The organism is Vreelandella alkaliphila, assembly GCF_016107625.1.
In the GTDB taxonomy this organism is placed as follows: Bacteria; Pseudomonadota; Gammaproteobacteria; order Pseudomonadales; family Halomonadaceae; genus Vreelandella; species Vreelandella alkaliphila.
In genome coordinates this window covers 40529-59554 of sequence record NZ_JABASV010000003.1, presented here as the reverse complement: position 1 = coordinate 59554, position 19026 = coordinate 40529, and the positions used below count along the sequence as shown (strand labels likewise).

13 protein-coding genes are annotated in these 19026 nt (G+C 53.8%); 8 read left to right on the top strand and 5 right to left on the bottom strand.

Features of this window, described 5'->3' with window-relative positions; genetic code table 11:
* Positions 1 to 41: 41 nt before the first annotated feature.
* Positions 42 to 2225 (bottom strand): OsmC domain/YcaO domain-containing protein, encoded by a 2184-nt coding sequence (locus JFC11_RS05505; protein ID WP_198348926.1) that lies wholly within the window; start codon positions 2223 to 2225, stop codon positions 42 to 44.
* A 167-nt stretch (positions 2226 to 2392) separates the two neighbouring features.
* Between JFC11_RS05505 and JFC11_RS05500 the strand changes: the two genes are divergently transcribed.
* Entirely contained in the window at positions 2393 to 3196 is an 804-nt protein-coding gene (locus JFC11_RS05500) for a helix-turn-helix domain-containing protein (RefSeq protein WP_038477797.1), read from the top strand.
* Here JFC11_RS05500 and JFC11_RS05495 read toward each other — a convergent pair.
* Positions 3193 to 3801 (bottom strand): TetR/AcrR family transcriptional regulator, encoded by a 609-nt coding sequence (locus JFC11_RS05495; RefSeq protein WP_038477800.1) that lies wholly within the window; start codon positions 3799 to 3801, stop codon positions 3193 to 3195. The genes JFC11_RS05500 and JFC11_RS05495 overlap by 4 nt on opposite strands.
* A 218-nt stretch (positions 3802 to 4019) precedes the next feature.
* Here JFC11_RS05495 and JFC11_RS05490 point away from each other — a divergent pair, with 218 nt between their 5' ends.
* The 4 genes from JFC11_RS05490 to JFC11_RS05475 are packed head-to-tail and all read left to right on the top strand — an operon-like array spanning position 4020 to position 10477.
* Entirely contained in the window at positions 4020 to 5222 is a 1203-nt protein-coding gene (locus JFC11_RS05490) for an efflux RND transporter periplasmic adaptor subunit (RefSeq protein ID WP_198348925.1), read from the top strand.
* Positions 5219 to 8317, top strand: a complete 3099-nt coding sequence (locus JFC11_RS05485) for an efflux RND transporter permease subunit (protein WP_198348924.1) — start codon at positions 5219 to 5221, stop codon at positions 8315 to 8317. Before JFC11_RS05490 ends, JFC11_RS05485 begins: the two co-directional genes overlap by 4 nt.
* Positions 8317 to 9741, top strand: a complete 1425-nt coding sequence (locus JFC11_RS05480; RefSeq protein WP_038477808.1) for an ATP-binding protein — start codon at positions 8317 to 8319, stop codon at positions 9739 to 9741. Before JFC11_RS05485 ends, JFC11_RS05480 begins: the two co-directional genes overlap by 1 nt.
* A 16-nt stretch (positions 9742 to 9757) precedes the next feature.
* On the top strand, positions 9758 to 10477 hold the full coding sequence (locus JFC11_RS05475; protein WP_038477812.1) for a response regulator: 720 nt from the start codon (positions 9758 to 9760) through the stop codon (positions 10475 to 10477).
* 6 nt (positions 10478 to 10483) lie between these two features.
* Here the strand turns inward: JFC11_RS05475 and JFC11_RS05470 are convergent, their stop codons facing one another.
* Positions 10484 to 11416, bottom strand: a complete 933-nt coding sequence (locus tag JFC11_RS05470; RefSeq protein WP_198348923.1) for an alpha/beta hydrolase — start codon at positions 11414 to 11416, stop codon at positions 10484 to 10486.
* Positions 11417 to 11633: 217 nt separating this feature from the next.
* Here JFC11_RS05470 and JFC11_RS05465 point away from each other — a divergent pair, with 217 nt between their 5' ends.
* From JFC11_RS05465 to dauA, 3 genes are all read left to right on the top strand, one after another.
* A complete protein-coding gene (locus tag JFC11_RS05465; RefSeq protein ID WP_319618655.1) occupies positions 11634 to 12062 on the top strand; it encodes a hypothetical protein in 429 nt (142 codons plus the stop codon).
* 204 nt (positions 12063 to 12266) lie between these two features.
* The gene (gene betT / locus JFC11_RS05460) at positions 12267 to 14315 is read left to right on the top strand and encodes a choline BCCT transporter BetT (protein WP_038477818.1); all 2049 of its coding nucleotides are present in this window, start codon (positions 12267 to 12269) and stop codon (positions 14313 to 14315) included.
* A gap of 200 nt (positions 14316 to 14515) precedes the next feature.
* Positions 14516 to 16267 carry a C4-dicarboxylic acid transporter DauA gene (gene dauA / locus JFC11_RS05455; protein ID WP_198348922.1) on the top strand — a complete coding sequence of 584 codons (1752 nt, stop codon included), beginning with the start codon at positions 14516 to 14518 and terminating at the stop codon, positions 16265 to 16267.
* Positions 16268 to 16314: 47 nt separating this feature from the next.
* On the opposite strand, the gene adhP is transcribed toward dauA, so the two are convergent.
* Positions 16315 to 17343 (bottom strand): alcohol dehydrogenase AdhP, encoded by a 1029-nt coding sequence (gene adhP / locus JFC11_RS05450; RefSeq protein WP_176472115.1) that lies wholly within the window; start codon positions 17341 to 17343, stop codon positions 16315 to 16317.
* A gap of 121 nt (positions 17344 to 17464) precedes the next feature.
* A complete protein-coding gene (gene exaC / locus JFC11_RS05445; RefSeq protein WP_009721344.1) occupies positions 17465 to 18985 on the bottom strand; it encodes an acetaldehyde dehydrogenase ExaC in 1521 nt (506 codons plus the stop codon).
* Positions 18986 to 19026 lie beyond the last annotated feature (41 nt).

The following is a 19026-nucleotide window of genomic DNA, read 5'->3' as shown; positions in this document are numbered from 1 at the left end:
CACCAGCAAAACAGTTAACTAGCAGCGCGTTTGGGGAATGCTTAAATGCCCGCTTTCGCCGCCCGTGCCGCATGAAGCTTCTTATAGCTTTCGATCAAGCGCTGGTGGCGCTCCAGGCCTTCTAACTGCATGTTAGTCGGCGTTAGGCCGTGGAAGCGTACTTCGCCACTTACCGACCCCACGACAGCCGCCATGGTCGCTTCGCCGAACATGCGCTGGAAGTTATGCAGATAATCTTCAAGCTCCAGTTCATCATCCAACACAATTTCCAGCACCGCGTTCACCGCCTGGTAGAACAGGCCGCGCTCAACGGTATTATCGTTGTACTGCAGGAACATCTGCACGCAGTCCAGCGCCTCTTCATGGCGTTGCAGCGCAAGGTAAACCAGCAGCTTGAGCTCTAGAATCGTTAGCTGCCCCCACACAGTGTTCTCATCAAACTCGATACCGATCAGCGTGATGATATCGGCGTGGTCATCCATCTGGCTCTCTTCCAACCGCTCGACCAGGTCGGTGAGCTGGTCGTCATCCAAGCGATGCAAATTGAGAATATCTTCCCGGTAATCCAACGCTTTATTGGTGTTATCCCAGATTAAATCTTCAATGGGGTACACCTCTGAGTAACCCGGCACCAGAATGCGACAGACGGGTGCGCCCAGGTCTTCGTGGACCGCCATATACACTTCCGCGCCCAACTCTTCAAAGATACCAAACAGCGTCGCGGCCTCTTCCTCATTGCTGCCAGAGAAATCCCATTCGCTGAATTCAAAATCGGGCTTGGCACTAAAGAAGCGCCAGGAAACCACGCCCACCGAGTCGATAAAATGCTCAACGAAGTTGTTGGGTTCAGAAACGGTTTGCGAGTTAAACGTCGGCAGCGGCAGATCGTTTAATCCTTCGAAACTGCGCCCCTGCAGAAGCTCAGTTAGGCTGCGCTCCAGCGCCACTTCAAAGCTTGGGTGGGCACCAAATGAAGCAAATACGCCGCCGGTACGCGGGTTCATTAAGGTGACGCACATCACCGGGAACTGCCCGCCCATAGAGGCATCTTTGACCAACACCGGGAACCCTTGGGCTTCCAGGGCGTTAATGCCTTCTACGATACTTGGATACTTAGCTAGCACGTCCTGCGGTACATCCGGCAGAGCTAACTCCTGCTCGAGGATTTCACGCTTCACCGCCCGCTCGAAAATTTCCGACAGGCACTGCACCTGGGCTTCTACCAGGGTATTGCCCGCGCTCATACCGTTACTGAGGAACAGGTTTTCGATCAGATTGGAGGGGAAGTAGACCGTTTCGCCGTCGGACTGGCGCACAAACGGCAGTGAGACAATGCCCCTATCTTCACGACCAGAGTTGGTATCGATCAGATGCGAGCCACACAGCTCGCCTTCAGGGTTATAAATATCGCGACAATGGTCGTCGAGAATTTCTGCGGGAAGTTCATCATTAGGCCCCGGCTTGAACCACTTTTCATTGGGGTAGTGAACAAAATCGCTGTTGGCAATCTCTTCACCAAAGTACTGATCGTTATAGAAGAAGTTACAGCTTAAGCGCTCAATAAATTCGCCCAGCGCCGAACACAGGGCGCTCTCTTTGGTAGCCCCTTTGCCATTGGTGAAACACATCGGTGAAGCCGCATCGCGAATATGCAGTGACCAGACGTGGGGCACGATATTGCGCCAGGAGGCGATCTCGATCTTCATGCCCAGGTCAGCCAGCATCGCGCTCATATTGGCGATGGTTTGTTCTAATGGCAGGTCTTTGCCTGGAATATAAGTAGCACTGCCCTCCGGCGCTCCCATCAGCAGTGCCTGGGCGTCCTCGTCGATGTTTTCTACCGTCTCGATCTGGAAATCAGGGCCGGTTTGAACCACCTTCTTAACCGTGCAGCGATCGATGGAACGCAGAATACCCTGGCGATCTTTTTCAGAAATATCTTCCGGCAACTCGACCTGGATTTTGAAGATCTGCTTATAGCGGTCTTCCGGGTCAACGATGTTGTTCTGTGACAGGCGAATATTTTCGGTAGGAATATCGCGGGCGTTGCAGTAAACCTTTACAAAGTAGGCCGCACACATGGCAGACGACGCCAGGAAGTAGTCAAACGGCCCAGGTGCCGAGCCATCGCCCTTATAGCGAATCGGCTGGTCGGAGATAACCGTAAAATCGTCGAACTTGGCCTCTAAGCGGAGGTTGTCGAGATAGTTAACTTTGATTTCCATGAGCGGGCATCCGGATAGATAAATGTGCTGAAGGTCTTGGGGCCATAGGCTGATGGCGGCCATTATCCAGTTTTTTACCCGCTTCGTCTTGGGAAGCATTGCACTGACAGGCTCGAAGCGTCACATTAGCCGCACCGACGCTTACTGAGAACGCTGAAACCGCCCCCATGCATGATGATTTTGTGGCCAACTTACGCCTGCTATGCAGCTACTACCCGTCTATTGCGGACGTTTGCCGCCGCTTATCCATTAACCGTGCTCAATTCAACCGCTACCTCAGCGGTCGCTATTACCCAAGCCACGCCGCGCTGCAGCGTATTTGCCACTTTTTTGGGGTGACGCCAGAAGATATTGCGCTGCCTCACCACGACTTCCGTGCGCTGGTGCAAACCGGCCAGCTCAACGCAGATAGCTCACCGAACACACTACCCTGGCCTAATGCGTTGATTCAGCGGGGTAGCGAAGGTATGGAGCGTTATCTAGGTCGCTACTTCGAGCTTTACCACTCAATGTCGCGCCCTGGGCATTTGATGCGCACGTTGGTGTGCCTAGAAGCCAGAGAAGGAGGTGTGGTGTACCAGCGCACCGAGCGTATGCAAGTCGCTCTGGGAAAGCGGCCCTGTCATAACCGGTACGTAGGAACTGCCGTTAAACTTGCAGACCGACTATTTTTGGTTGACCACGAGACCCTCAATGGCCATGAAATCACCCAAACTATTCTGTTTCCCAGCTACCAAAGCCAAGTCACACGCTTAACCGGATTGAAAATGGGGGTGGCTGATAACAGTGAGCGTATGCCCTGTTGTGTGAGAGTGGTCTACCAGCGCTTAGATGAACAGATAAGTTTGCGGTCTGCGTTGGCTCAGTGCGGCCTGCTGTCACTGGACGACCCGTCGCTAGATGATTCGCTGCTGGCAGCCGTGTGCAATGATGTGGCTAGCGGAGAGCGCCATTTTCGCGCACGTCACTAGCGGCTTGCTTCGCAGGACACTGATGGCGCCAGCACATGGGCAAATAAAATCGACTCAAAGTGCTCCATAGGAGCGACTGACTTAAGCGTTTTAGCGCGCAATATAGCGCCTTCCCAGCCCGACAATATAAAACTAGCCAGGGCTTCTGGAACAATTGCCTTATCGATATCATTCTGATTTTGCGCTTCTTTCAGGCAGACGGCTAAACGCTTCTCCCAGCGCTGGAACACCAAGTTAAGTGCATCACGGAAGGTGTCACTCTGCCCCGAAAGCTCCTGACCCAGGTTACCAATCAAGCAGCCAGTGGTGTGGTCGCAGTCCAACATATGCTCACGCCCAGTGGCGAAGTAACGCCGTATGCGCTCTAACGGCGGCAACGAAGCGTCTTCAAACAGTGTTGCCAAGCGTTCATCATACTGACTGGCAAAGCGCTCGATCACCGCCAGTCCAAAATCTTCTTTGCTGGAAAAGTAGTGGTAAAACGATCCTTTAGGCACACCACAGGTTTTTAAGACGGCATTAATACCCGTCGCATTGTAGCCCTGCTGGGCAATCAGCTCGGCACCGGTTTCAATTAACTTATCGCGAGTGGCGGTGTTTTTCATGACGTCACATTAACCAGTGAATTTAGTGCTTTGCAAAATAATAATGACAGGTATTGTGAGGCCCGTCAGCGGTTAAACCGCACGCTGCAGCGATGCTTAACGGGTTGCACGCTATTTGCACATTGTTTACCTAATCATTGCTTGCGTATCGGTGATGCTAGCATGATACGCCATTTTCTCTGGAATTTTCGCCCTCAGCCAACGGATGCCGCGCGGTAATGACCTCCTCTCACTTTCACGCACCTTCTCAACAAGGCCGTATCGGTTTCGGAGCCTTGGCAGCACTACTGGTTTTCGTTGGCGGCTTAACCTTGGCTTGGTGGATTATCAGCCAGCCGCCTCGCGTTGAACGCCGCCCGCCATCGCCCGCCGCGCCACCCTTAGTGGATATCATGACGACTGAAGAGCGCCTGCAAGCGCCCATGCTTAACGGTTTTGGTCGTGTAGAAGCTGAGAAATCCACCATGTTAGCCAGTCGAGTGGCTGGTCAGCTAGAGCGCTTTGGCGAAGGCGTTCTACCAGGTCAGGTCGTCGAACAAGGAGCGCCGGTTGCTTATATCGATCAGGCCGATTTACGTCTGATTCTCGAAGATGCTGAAGCACAATTAGCCAATGCTCAGGCGCAGTTAGCACTAGAACAAGCGGAGCAACAGCGCGCCCGAAGTGAGTATGAATCTTTTGGCCGCCAACTCAGTGCTGAGCGCCGTGCACTGGTGCTACGTGAACCACAGCTACGCCAAGCTCAAGCTCAACTAACACAAGCACGCGTGGTGCGAGACCAAGCAGCGCTTAATCTTGAGCGTGCCACGTTAGCTGCCCCTTGGCGAGCGATGGTACAAGACCGCTTGGTTGGCGCAGGAACCCTGTTAAGCCAGGGTACTGAATTACTCAGTTTGGTTGGTGTCGAGCAGTTTTGGGTTCGCGCTTCGTTGCCGGGAGATATTTTGAGTTGGCTAACGCCGGGCAGCCGCGTCACGCTTACCAGTCAAGGCTGGCCGGAAGGAGCAAGCAGAGAAGGTAACTTAATTTCTATTCTGCCAAACCTGGAAGAGAACGGCTTACAGGCGCAGCTTTTGATCGCCGTGAATGACCCGCTGTCGCTAGAGCAAGATGGCCCTGCGCTGCGTCTTGGCGATGTTCTACGTGTTGCCTTTCATAGCACAGCTCAGGAGCCGCTCATCGCCTTGCCTTCTTCAGCATTGCGTCCCGGCGAGCAGGTATGGTGGGTAGATGATGAAGATCGCCTACGCAGCACCCATGTCACCCTGGCCTACCGCGGGCAGGAAACGGCGCTGGTACGCAGCGGTTTAGTCCCCGGACAGCGGGTGGTTATTGCCGGCTTGGCTCAGCCTCGTGAAGGCCAACAAGTCCGCATTCGCCAGCGAGGCGACACGCCAGCCAGTGATGAGGAAAGCCCATGATTCGCCGTGGCCCACTCGCCTGGATGGTCGACCATGGCGTTGCCCCTAACCTGATGATGGTGCTGTTTATCGTCGGCGGTTTAATGGCATCCTTGGCCATCAAGAAAGAGGTTTTCCCGGAATTTGAAACGGAAATCATCCAAGTTAGCATCGGCTATCCCGGTGCCACACCGGAAGATGTTGAGCAAAGTTTGCTGCTACCAGTTGAAGCTGCCATTGCCGATGTGGAAGGCATCGATGAATTAACCGCCAGCGCTGGCGAAGGTAGCGGCGTAGTCAGCGCCACGCTGATCGACGGTGTTGATGTGATGCGGGCCTATCAGGATATCCAGCAAGCCGTGAATGCCATCACCACCTTGCCTAACGCAGCAGATCCACCGCGCTTTACCCTGGCTGGCCGCTCTCGCAGCGTGGTGAGCTTGCAGGTGTATGGCTCAGTGGGCTTAGCCGCACTGCATGACGCCGCCGAGGATGTGCGCGCAGAATTACAGGCTACTAGCGGTATCTCCCGTGCAGAGCTCTCCGGCAACCGGGAACGTGAAATCCAGGTGCTTTTGGATGAAGAAGCCATTGAGCGCTTTGGGTTAGACCATCAACAGCTTGCAAGCCGAATTGCTGAAGAAGCGCTCGACCTCGCCAGTGGCCAGCTAACTACCGCCGAAGGCGAGTGGTTGATTCGCTATCAGGGACGCCGCAACAGTGCGGACGAGTTTGTTGCGCTCCCTATTCTCACCACTGCCCAAGGTTCCCCCGTTGTACTGGGCGATATTGCTCGCGTAAGCGAAGGGTTTGCTGAAACCGATCGCGAGGAGTTCTACAACGGCGAGCAGGGCTTATCGGTAGATATCTATCAAATTGGTGATCAAACGCCGACCAGTATTTCCCAAGCCGTCTATGGAGAGCTGGAGCGACTGCGCGCTAACCTGCCCACTGGGGTACGCCTGGATGTTTCCAGAGATAGCTCAGAAATCTATGAAGACCGCCTAAACCTGCTGCTAAAAAACGCCTGGATGGGCTTGGCACTGGTGCTAATTCTGATGGCACTGTTTCTTGAGGCACGATTGGCCTTCTGGGTAACGCTAGGCATCCCGACGGCATTTTTGGGTGCAATGCTGTTTCTGCCATGGGTTGGCGTCTCACTCAATATGATGTCGATGTTCGCCTTTATTATTGCCCTTGGCATCGTCGTGGACGATGCCATTCTGGTCGGTGAGAATATTTACAGCTACCGGGAACAGGGCTACTCACTGCGCGATGCCGCGGTGAAAGGTGCTCAAGAAATCGCCACACCGCTTACCTTTGCGATTCTGTCTAATATTGTTGCGTTCCTGCCACTACTGTTTTTACCGGGCTTTTTAGGGCTTATTTTTGCTACCGTGCCAGTGGTCGTTACCACGGTCTTTATTATTTCTCTGGTGGAAGCTCTGTTTATACTACCCGCCCACCTCGCCCACGCCAGCAAACCCCGCCAGACACCCGTATGGCAGCGCCCTATAGAAGCTATTCGTCTACGTATGCAAAAGGGCTTGCATCACTTTACTTACCAGCAGTTTGAACCGTTTTTACAGCGCGCGCTTACTCAACGCCTGCTGACCGTATCCCTAGGCGTCGCCTTGCTATGTGTCACGCTTGCCTGGGCAATGAGCGGTAGGCTTGGCTTTTCACTTATGCCCAGAGTGGAATCAGACCAAGTTCAAGCCAGCGTTACCCTGCCGATTGGCAGCAACATTAGCGTTAGCCGCGGACTAAGCCAACAATTACTCAATGCCGCCGAGGAACTTAGCGAACGCGAGGCAACCCTCAGCTTTAGCAGTACCCGCAGCAGCCTGGATGGTGAGAACCTGCAAGTGCGCCTGGATATCGCCAGAGAAAGTTTAGATGCCTGGCCTCCATCTCGAATTGCCCAGGAGTGGCGCGACTTAACAGGCGACTTAGTCGGCGCGCAATCAGTGCGCTTTGAGTCAGACTTCGGCGGCCCCGGTAGTGGTGCAGCGCTAAGCCTGCGTTTATCCCACCCAAACACCCAAGTGTTAGAAGCGGCCGCTGCGCAGTTGGCTGAACAACTGGCTGAATATGGGTTAACCGATATCGACAGCGGACTGGGAGACGGCAAACCGCAGCTTGAAATGCGCCTGTCTGCTGAAGGGCGCGCGTTAGGGCTAACGGGGAGCGACCTAGCCCAGGCGCTACGCGGCCCGCTACAGGGTGCCACAGCCATAGAACAATTTATTGGCCGCCGAGAAGTCAGCGTTGAGGTACGCCTGCCAGAACAAGATCGCGATAGCCTCAATGAGCTTTATCGGCTGCCGATCCGGACCCCCGACGGCCTAAGCGTTCCGCTGTCACGCGTTGCAGATATTACGTTAAGCCAAGCTTCTAGCAGTCTTCAGCGTATCGATGGCCGGCGAATCATTACAGTGACCGCAGACTCGGAAGGCGACCAAGCAATTAACCAGGTGCTCGCCACGCTACAAGAGGATGTTTTCCCCACGCTTAGCAATACCTGGGCAGGGCTTGAAGTGAGCATGGGCGGTCGACAGCAAGACACCGCCGACAATTTAGCCACACTTCGCAACGCCATGTGGCTAATGCTGGCCGCGCTATATGCATTATTGGCCATTCCTTTCCGGAGTTACTTTCAGCCACTGCTGGTACTGGCCGCTATTCCGTTTGGTATTGTCGGGGCCGTTGCAGGCCATATGCTAATGGGGTTCGGACTATCGATTATTAGCCTACTTGGTATGCTGGCACTTTCGGGCGTGGTAATTAACGATGCCCTGGTTCTGATTGATTATGCTAACCGTAAGCGTCGCGAGGGCATGGATGCCCGCGAAGCGATTGTCGCCGCGGCGACCCGCCGCCTGCGGCCGATTATGATGACCACACTCACCACGTTTTTAGGCTTGGCACCAATGATTCTAGAAACCTCTCGCCAAGCGCGCTTTATGATACCCATGGCTATTTCACTAGGGTTTGGCATGCTATTCGCCACGGTTATTTTGTTGCTGGTAGTGCCCTGCCTCTATTTGGGTTTAGAAAACCTGCGCGAACGACTCAACAAACCACCCCAACCAAGCCATGAGGGAGCCAGCTAATGAAACTGTTCGCTTCGCTGCGCCAGTGGCGCCCTTCTCGGCTGGGTCTAAAGCTTTTTGTGGCGATTTTAAGCGTCAACGTAGCCATTGCAGCGAGCGTTTTTTTAGCAGTAACTTACAGCATCGATCGCGGCTTTTTAGAATATCTCAATCAAGCCCAAGAGCGACGCGCTACGCTGCTGGCGGATGGGCTAATTACTCGCTGGGAAACCCAAGGCAGTTGGGAGTGGTTGGAGCAATCGCCAGAGCGCTGGCCCTATATTGTGCGCTTTGAGCTTGGCCAGGCACACCGTGATCGCCCTTCTCCTCTCGGCGAAGCTCAGGACTTCGCTTTACGCAATAGCGATGGCCGCTTCGTCGTCCCGCCTGTTGAGAGCGCACGCGGCTCAAACGGTTGGCGGTGGCTCACCCTGTATAGCGACGTGACCTCAAGCGGCAACAATGAAGCGATTGGAGAACTGGGGTTTCGTCCTCCGCAAGATATGATGGAGCGCATGGAAAGTCGCTTCCTAGAGCGCCAGCAGCGCAATTTGGTGCTTATTGTTGTTTCTCTTGGGTTAGCATCGCTGTTACTGGCAGGAGGGCTTTCCTGGTGGCTAGGCCGACGCACCCGAGCATTGGCGGGCGCAACATTGCGCTTAACCGAAGGTGATTATCACACTCGGTTACCAGAACGCGGCCGAGATGAACTTTCCAGTTTGGCACGCGATTTCAACGTATTGGCGGCCACCTTAGAAGCTAGCCGTGACGCCAGAGCACGATGGGTATCAGACACAGCGCACGAACTACGTACCCCGTTGGCAGTCCTGCGTGGTGAAATCGAAGCGATGCAGGATGGGATTCGTCCGCTAAACCAGGAAAATCTTAGCTCACTGGCTCAAGAAGTGTCTCAACTGGAACGGTTAGTCACTGACTTGAGGCTGCTTTCGCAAAGTGATGCAGGCGCATTAGATATTCAGCTAGCGCCAATGAACCTTAGCGAAAGCTTGAAAGGCCGTTTATCCGATGCCGACCGCTGGCTAGAAGAGAGCGGCCTGACACTGTCAAGCCAGCTTACCCCCGGCATCATGATACAAGGGGATGCCCAACGCCTACGCCAGCTCTGGAATAACCTGCTGGATAACAGCTGCGCCTATACACAACCACCAGGAGAGCTACGGGTTTCATTAACCTGCGAGACTAACCATGCTGTGATTACTTGGGAAGACAGTTCCCCAGGCGTGCCTGAAAACGAGCTTTCACGCTTAACTGAACGCCTATACCGCGTGGAAGGCTCACGTAACCGCGCAAGTGGCGGCAGCGGGCTGGGGCTCTCTATTGCTAGCGCGTTAGTCAATGCCCATGGCGGAACACTCTCACCTGGCGTTTCTGAGCTAGGCGGCCTGAAATGGACGCTGCGCTTTCCGCTATTTATTGCCTCTTAATCTAAGCGAGCTGACTATGTCTGAGAATAATTCATCCCAAGACGCCTCACTGCTCATTGTTGAAGACGAGCCTAAAATTGCCCGCTTAATGGCGGACTACCTGGAAAACAATAATTTTGCTCCGACAATAATTGCCAACGGCAACGACGTTATGCCCTGGCTAACCCAGCACGTTCCTGCATTAGTACTGCTAGATGTCATGCTCCCTGGTAAAGATGGACTAGCGCTGTGTCGAGAAATCCGTCAACACTGGCCTAACTTACCCATTATTATGGTGACCGCGAAAGTCGAGGAAGTTGATCGTTTACTGGGCTTGGAGCTAGGTGCAGACGACTATGTTTGCAAACCCTTTAGCCCCCGCGAAGTGGTTGCCCGCGTAAAAGCCGTATTACGCCGCAGCCAAGCCGCGGCGCAAGTCGATGACGCCTCCGACACCACCCCACAAGCACCAGTGACACTCGATGAAGAGGGCTGGCAGGCGCTTGCCAATGGGCACGACCTTGGCCTCACTGCCGTAGAGTTCCAACTATTGCGCGTCATGATGCAGTCCCCGGGACGTATCTTCAGTCGCGAGCAGCTAATGGATCACATGTACAGGGATAATCGCATTGTCTCGGAGCGTACCGTGGACAGCCACATTAAGAAGCTACGCAAAAAAATCCATGAAGCACTCCCCGAGCTAGAGATTATTCGCTCCGTTTACGGGGTTGGATATAAATATCAGCCTGAGGGATAACCCCGTCTATTTGCTCTCTACAATCGGTGGCTGAACTTGGCGATTTAAAAAGGCGATTCCCGCGTCAATGGCGCTACCACGCAGCAGAAAGCTGGCAAAATGACCGTAGCCACGCTGTAAGTAAAGCTCGCTTTCAGTGCCCTGAGCCTGGAGTGCTTGATAGAAGTCAGTAGCGTGATCAACGGGCACTAGCTGATCCCAACTGCCATGAAACAGAAAAAACGGTGGTGCCTGAGGGGTGATTTGCCGCGCAGGTGAAGCCAGCACATAGGCCTCTGGTTTTTCGGCGCGGGTGCCGCCAATAAAGTCGACCACCAAGCGGCCGTCATCAAACTTCAGCAGATCACTGGGTAGACCGCCGACCAACACCGCTGCTAGCTTTGTGTGCTCGCCACCATAGGGGTCGCCAAGCGGGCCTTCATCGCCAGCCAAGGCAAGCAGGCTTATCAAATGTGCGCCAGAAGAAAAGCCAACGCCCACGATGCGGTCAGTATCCACTTGCCAACGCTCAGCGTTACTGTGAATCCAGCTCATCGCCTGTTGCAAATCATGTAGCTGTTCAGGGAATCGGTACTCGGGAGCAAAGCGGTGCTCAATATTCACTGTCACATATCCCTGCTCTGCTAACTGCTCAGCAATCGCCTCCATGTCGTCAGGTCCACGGTTGCGCCAGCCACCGCCATGCACAATGAGTGCAGCTGGTCGACGCTCTGCGTCTGACGCATTCGGCAATAGCACCTGGGCGCTCAATGTTTGTGCCCAATCATCAGGTGTATAACGTTTGGAAGGTAGTCGAGTAAAGGTCTGCGGAGTGTTCAGCATCCCCTGCTCAATGGCAGGTAGGCCCTGGCTGGCTTGATGCGTTGCACCGCAGCCACTCATCAAGAGAGTCAGCGCGCTTACGCCCAGGTATCGACGCATAATACGTAAATCCAGCATGTAAAATTCCTCAATACTCCCCCCTCAATACAGTTTTTAATCACAGGTCTTCTTAAATCCAGTTCTTAAATCCAGTGAGCCCCCACCCAAGTGATTGTGACCGTGTAAGCTAAAATAAGGTCACGGTTGTTGCACACTTTGTGCAAACGTTTTACACCAAGCTCCTAGATACTGACATCGATAAACTGCCACTTTTTAAAACGTTTCGAGGTCTATTATGAACATGACATTACGTCAATTATTTGCTCCTGCACTACTTGCCGTTGCACTTATGCCTTTAGCCGTCAGTGCCAATGCCGGTCACCACAACAGTGCAGGTATTGACCGCGAAGCAATGCAGGAACGCATGGAAGAGTACCGCCAAGAAGCTTATCAACGCGCCGGTTTAAGCGAAGAGCAGCAAACTGCCTTAAACGAAGCACACGCTGAACACCGTGATGCCATGCTGTCGCTGCGCGAAGAGCACCAAGCACAGGTGGCCGAGATCCTAACCGAAGAAGAGCAACAAACTCTGCGCGATGCCATGCGCGAGATGCATGCTGAGAGACATGGCGAGCGTCGCCAGGGTGAAGGAGCTCATGGCAAGCGCGATCATGAGCGTCGTGGACACCACAGCGAACCTGCAGAGGAAAGTGCGGCAGAGTAAGCGTTTATTAAACGTCAAACCCTGCTCTAACGCCCGGCCTAGCCGGGCATTTTTGTTTCTATACTCCTGAAAAGCGCTTTATCCGCGGGTCTGAAAGCTTCCCGTCGACTTGAAGTGAGCACATAAACCGCGTATTTTATTTGAACGTTCATTCAAAAATAACGCTGTTTTTAATTCTTGTCTTAACAACAGGAGTCCGCCTCCATGGCGAAAGACAACCCCAACCTCCCCTCACGCGACCGCCTCAATCCCGTGGTTTTCCACGGGAGTGTGGCGGGAATTCTCCTTTTCTTGATTCTTACCATGCTGTTTACCGAACAGGCCGGTGCTTTCTTCGATGCTGGGCTTGCCTGGGTAAGTAAAACATTCGGCTGGTACTACATGCTGGCGATTGTGGCTTATCTGGTATTTGTGGTGATTATTGGCATGTCGCGCTTTGGCAGCATTCGCCTTGGCCCAGATCACTCTCGGCCTGAGTTTTCGTTGCTATCGTGGTCAGCCATGCTGTTTGCTGCAGGTATCGGTATTGACTTGCTGTTTTTCAGCGTTGCTGAACCGGTCGCCCACTATCTGGCACCACCTGATCTAGCGCCTGAAAGCCAAGAGGCCATGCGTCAGGCCGTCGTTCAAACCTATCTGCACTGGGGGCTTTCCGGCTGGGGGCTGTACGTGTTGATGGGTATGGCGCTGGCCTACTTTAGTTACCGCCATCGCTTGCCACTGGCGATCCGTAGCGCTCTCTATCCAATTTTAGGCAAGCGTATCCACGGGCCAATCGGTAACGCCGTAGACATTACCGCTGTTGTCTCCACTGTATTCGGTATCGCCACTAGCCTGGGTATTGGGGTGATGCAGCTCAATTACGGCCTTACCTACATGTTTGGTGTGCCTGAAACCCTCACCGTGCAAGTGATTTTGATCGTCCTGGTCGTGGTGTTGGCAACCATTTCTGTGGTGACTGGCGTCGAGAAAGGCATTCGCCGTCTTTCTGAGTTCAACATGCTACTCGCGCTAGCCCTGATGCTATTTGTACTCTTTTCAGGCGATACCCTGGTCCTACTAGATAAAGTGGTCAATAACGCCGGTGACTACCTTTCTGGGTTTGTGGGTGCCAGCTTTGACACCTACGCGTTTGCCGATGAAGGCGCCCAAGAGTGGAAAATGTGGTGGACGATCTTCTTCTGGGGCTGGTGGATTGCCTGGACACCGTTTGTCGGCCTTTTCTTGGCACGTATTTCACGTGGCCGTACCATCCGCGAATTTGTTGCTGGAGCGTTGTTTATTCCGCTGGCCTTTATGATGGTCTGGATGTCGGTGTTCGGTAACAGCGGCATTGAGCTGGTGGCCAACCAAGGTGTGGTCGAGCTGGGTGAGCAGGCACTCAACACTCCGCAAACCACGCTTTATACACTGCTTGAGTACTATCCTTACGCAGGTCTTACTGCAGCCATAGTAACAGTGCTAGGCATTGTGTTCTTTATTACCTCTGCGGACTCCGGTGCGCTGGTACTGGCCAACTTCACTTCTATTTTGAGTGACGTTAACCATGATGCGCCGATCCGTCTGCGTATTTTCTGGTCGGCAGTGATTGGCTTGATCACCATCGCCCTGTTAATGGCTGGCGGCTTAAACGCTCTGCAAAGTGCCGTGGTGATTACCGCCCTGCCTTTCTCATTGGTGATTTTCGCCGTCATGGTGGGAATGTATAAAGCCCTAAAACTGGAAGGCAGCAAAGCCGACGCACGTCGCATGATTGCCGGTGGCGCACCCGGCGGCGACTGGCGCGAGCGTTTGGATCGTGCGCTGGATACCTCTAACCGTGCGGGTGCCGCGGCAACCATTCAACACTCTATTCGCCCAGCGATGACGCAATTTGCCCAAGAACTTGAAAGCCGAGGCCAAACCGCCAACGTTACCGAAGAGCATCTTGATGGCGAGTCGCTTCCCAATCTGACGCTGCAGGTTGACCTGGGCGATGCCACTAGCTTTGTCTATCAAGTATGTCCGCACCGTATGCGTACACCCAGCTTTATACCTGCGGATGATGACTTCTATGTCCGCTTGGACGTGTACTTAGCTGAAGGCGGTCAAGATAAAGACTTGAACGGCTATACCCGTGGTCAAGTGATTGGTGATCTCGTGGCAGAGTACGAACGCCATCTACACTTCCTTACTCTGGCAGGTCAACAGATGGGCCATGTGCAAGCAATGCCCGGCACCATCGGCGAACCGCCCGAAGATTCCCAGATGTAATGGCGTAAGTCTTTAAGTGAAAAGAGAAATCCCAGCTACGTGCTGGGATTTTTTTATGCCCGAAAAACGCCCTGATGACGCCCCTCACAACTAACGCCATATTGTGAGAATCACTGGGCAGGCGTAACGTAAAACTTTGTTTTCCCACTTGCTTGTTTTCCCACTTGCTTGTTTTTCAACTTTATTAGGAGACTTGCCTGATGGCCCGCGCTCACCGACCTTCGGGATACGCCTTTCCAGTGCCGGGCAGTGCACTACTTAGCGCTTGGCGCGAAGGATACACGCTTGCCAAATTGAAACGTGATGTCATGGCGGGGCTAACGATTGGTGTGGTAGCCGTCCCACTTTCTATGGCGCTGGCGATTGCCACTGGCGTGCCGCCCCAACACGGGCTTTATACTGCGATTGTCGCGGGCGCAGTGATCGCTTTGACGGGTGGCTCGCGTTTTAACATTTCCGGCCCCACCGCCGCTTTTGTGGTAATTCTATTTCCTATTGTCGCCAACCATGGCCTGGGCGGACTGCTGATCGCCACACTGATGGCGGGTGCTATTTTGGTCGCACTGGGGCTTTCTCGGTTAGGCAGTCTGATTCAGTACGTGCCCTACCCGGTTATCCTCGGCTTTACGGCGGGCATCGGGGTAGTCATTGCGCTCCTACAACTACCTGACTTTCTTGGCTTGGCCGGAGTAGAGCTAGGCGATAGTACCCTGCATAACCTAGTACTGATTGGCCAAGCGCTACCCACTCTTTCCCCCGCAGAAATCAGCGTGGGAGTTGTTACCTTGGCAACGCTGTTAATCTGGCCCAGATTGAATACCCCGATACCTGCGCCACTAGTTGGCTTGGCGGTAGGTACCCTGGCTGCCGCACTACTAGTAATGAGTGGCGTTGAAGTCGACACGATCGCCTCACGGTTTAGCTGGGAGTTCCAAGGTGAAAGCGGTAGCGGCATTCCACCCTTTGCACCTAGCGTTGCTGCACCCTGGCACTTTCCTGGCGCTGACGGCGCACCGCTTGAGATTAACTTCGCGCTAATTCAAGCGCTGCTTGGCCCAGCGCTAGCCATCGCGTTACTGGCGGCCATTGAATCACTGCTCTGCGCCGTCGTGGCAGATGGCCTAACCCGCACTCGACATGATCCTAATGCTGAACTGATTGGTCAGGGGCTGGGCAACTTAATCGTGCCCTTCTTTGGCGGCATTACCGCCACAGCAGCGCTTGCCCGCACGGCGACCAACATTAAAAGCGGCGCCTTCTCACCTCTCGCCGCGGTAGTACATTCGCTGGTGGTGTTACTCGCGGTAGTCGCGCTGGCAGGTGTTCTGGGACATGTGCCTATGGCGGCTCTGGCTGCGCTACTATTTATCGTCGCCTGGAATATGAGCGAGGCACGACACTTTGTGCATACGCTGAAAAGTGCCCCAGCTAGCGATGTGTGGGTGCTGGTGATCTGCTTTGGGCTAACGGTACTTTTTGATATGGTGATTGCGGTAGCTGTCGGTATTGGCTTGGCCGCCGCGTTGTTTATTCGCCGCATGGCACAGTTGACCCACACTCAACGCTTAGACACACCCGATAAAGACGCGCACTTCCCACCGGAAGTCGCCCTTTACAAAATTCACGGCCCACTATTTTTCGGCGCCGCAGAAAAAGCGATTGCCACGCTACGAGTAATTGATCACAACGTGCGAATTATCGTCCTGGATATGCGCAAAGTTCCCAGTCTGGATACCACGGCCATGGTGGCGTTAGATACGTTGCGCCGTGAGCTTAGCGAACATGGCGTAGGAGTGATGTTTGTTGGGCTGCAGCCGCGCCTGGCACTCAAAATTAAACGCGCGGGCATTAAGCGTGAAGTGGGTAAATTAGGGGTCGTGAGCAATCTTGCCCATGCCGAGCGTATGGCACATCGCTGGTTGGAAAAGAAAGATTCAGTGGGTATTGAATAGACGGCAGGGAATAAAAGGGGGAGCTATCGTCTCCCCCACTTGCTCGCTCAGCTCGCCATATCCAGCACAATACGGCCTTCTATCTTGCCGTCGATCATACGTTGGAAGACGTCGTTGATATTGTCTAGCGTGTCGGTCGCCACGGTCGCTTTGACTTTGCCTTCGGCGGCGAAATCCAGCGCTTCTTGAAGGTCACTGCGCGTCCCCACGATAGAGCCACGAATGGTAATACCGTTAAGCACCGTGCTGAAGATCGGCAGCGGGAAGTCACCCGGCGGCAAGCCATTTAGCACCAGTGTGCCACCACGGCGCAGCATGTTTTGCGCTTGATCAAACGCCTTCGGCGATACCGCTGTGACCAGTGCTCCATGGGCACCACCAATGGTTTTCTTCAGATACGCCGCCGGGTCGGTTTTCATCGCGTTAACAGTCACCGTGGCACCTAGCCGTTCGGCTAGGGCTAATTTACCGTCGTCAATATCAACAGCCGCGACGTTCAGCCCCATCGCTTTCGCGTACTGCACCGCCATGTGCCCCAGGCCGCCGACGCCTGAAATAACCACCCACTGGCCGGGGCGGGTATCGGTCATTTTCAAGCCTTTATAAACCGTCACTCCCGCACACAGAACCGGGGCTATTTCAATGAAATCAACGGCGTCCGGCAGACGCCCTACATAGCCCGCATCCGCCAAGGTATAGTCGGCAAACCCGCCGTTGACCGAATAACCGGTATTTTGCTGGGATTCACACAGGGTTTCCCAGCCGCCTAAACAGTGTTCACAGTAACCACAGGCTGAGTACAGCCAGGGCACGCCAATACGATCGCCCTCTTTGACATGGGTAACGCCGTCACCCACCGCCACGATATGCCCAACGCCTTCGTGCCCTGGAATAAACGGTGGCGAGGGTTTTACCGGCCAATCGCCGTGTGCTGCGTGTAAATCGGTGTGGCAAACGCCAGAGGCCGCCACCTTCATCAGCACCTCTCCCCGCTTGGGACGAGGCACGTTTACTTCTTCTATCGCTAGTGGCTGGCCGAATTCGCGTACGACTGCCGCCCGCATTGTGTTATCCATAATGCAACTCCTGATGGTTGTCGATGTGGCAACTTGTGGTTGCTCTTATCGTTACAGTAAGCGTCAGAGGAGTAGCAAAACGCCCGGCAATGGCCGGGCGGTATCACTGCAGAATAGTGTATTAGAAGAAACCTAGCGGGTTAATATCGTAACTCACTAGCAGGTTCTTAGTTTGCTGATAGTGCTCAAGCGCCACTTTATGGGTTTCGCGACCTACGCCTGATTTCTTATAACCGCCAAACGCAGCATGGGCAGGGTACTGGTGATAGCAGTTGGTCCATACACGACCTGCTTGAATGCCACGCCCCATACGGAAGGCGACGTTGATGTCACGGCTCCATACGCCGGCGCCCAGGCCGAACTCGGTATCGTTGGCAATAGCGAGCGCTTCTTCTTCATCTTTGAAGGTGGTAACAGCGACCACAGGTCCAAAAATCTCTTCCTGGAAAACGCGCATCTTGTTGTTGCCTTTGAGCAGTGTCGGCTGGATGTAGTAGCCGCCATTGATGCTGTCATCCAGGCTCTCTTTATCACCGCCAGCAAGGAACTCGGCGCCTTCGTCGCGCGCGATGTCCATGTACGACATAATTTTATCGAACTGCTCTTGTGACGCCTGAGCACCTACTTGCACGTCGGTATCCAGCGGGTTACCACGCTTGATTGTTTTAGTCCGCTCAACCACCTTGGCCATAAACTCGTCGTACATGCTCTCTTGAATCAACGCACGAGAAGGACAGGTACATACTTCGCCTTGGTTGAAGAAGGCCAGCACTAAGCCTTCGACGGCTTTATCAATAAACGTCGGCTCGGCGTTCATGATGTCAGCGAAATAGATATTGGGCGATTTACCACCCAGCTCCACTGTCGAGGGGATAATATTTTCTGCGGCACATTTAAGAATATGCGAGCCAACCGGCGTCGAACCGGTAAAGGCAATTTTGGCAATACGCTTGCTGGTGGCGAGTGCTTGGCCTGCCTCTGCGCCAAATCCATTAACGACGTTTAGCACGCCGGGTGGCAGCAGGTCGCCAATAACCTCCATAACTTTCAATATCGAGGCAGGAGTTTGCTCAGCTGGCTTCAGTATGACGCAGTTACCTGCGGCAAGGGCAGGGCCAAGTTTCCAAGCAGCCATTAGAATCGGGAAGTTCCAGGGAATAATTTGACCAACAACGCCCAGCGGCTCATGGAAGTGGTAGGCAACAGTGTTAGCATCGATATCCGCAGCCGTACCTTCTTGTGAGCGCAGGCAGCCAGCAAAGTAACGGAAGTGGTCAACAGCAAGCGGAATATCCGCATTCAGGGTTTCACGAACCGCTTTTCCGTTATCCCACGTTTCTGCGACAGCCAGCATTTCAAGGTTTTGCTCGAGGCGGTCGGCAATCTTAAGTAGGATGTTACTGCGCTCTTGAACGGAGGTTTTACCCCAGGCAGGCGCTGCTTTGTGAGCTGCATCTAGCGCTTTCTCAATGTCTTCAGCGCTAGAGCGGGGAATTTCGCAGAATACTTGGCCGTTAACAGGACTGATATTATCAAAGTACTGGCCGTTGACCGGGGGAACAAACTCACCTCCGATATAATTGCCAAAGCGTTTTTCAAAGGACACAACGGAACCAGCATCACCCGGGTTGGCGTAGATCATGGTAAAGCTCCTGAGTATTATGATTATTAAATAAGGTGCCT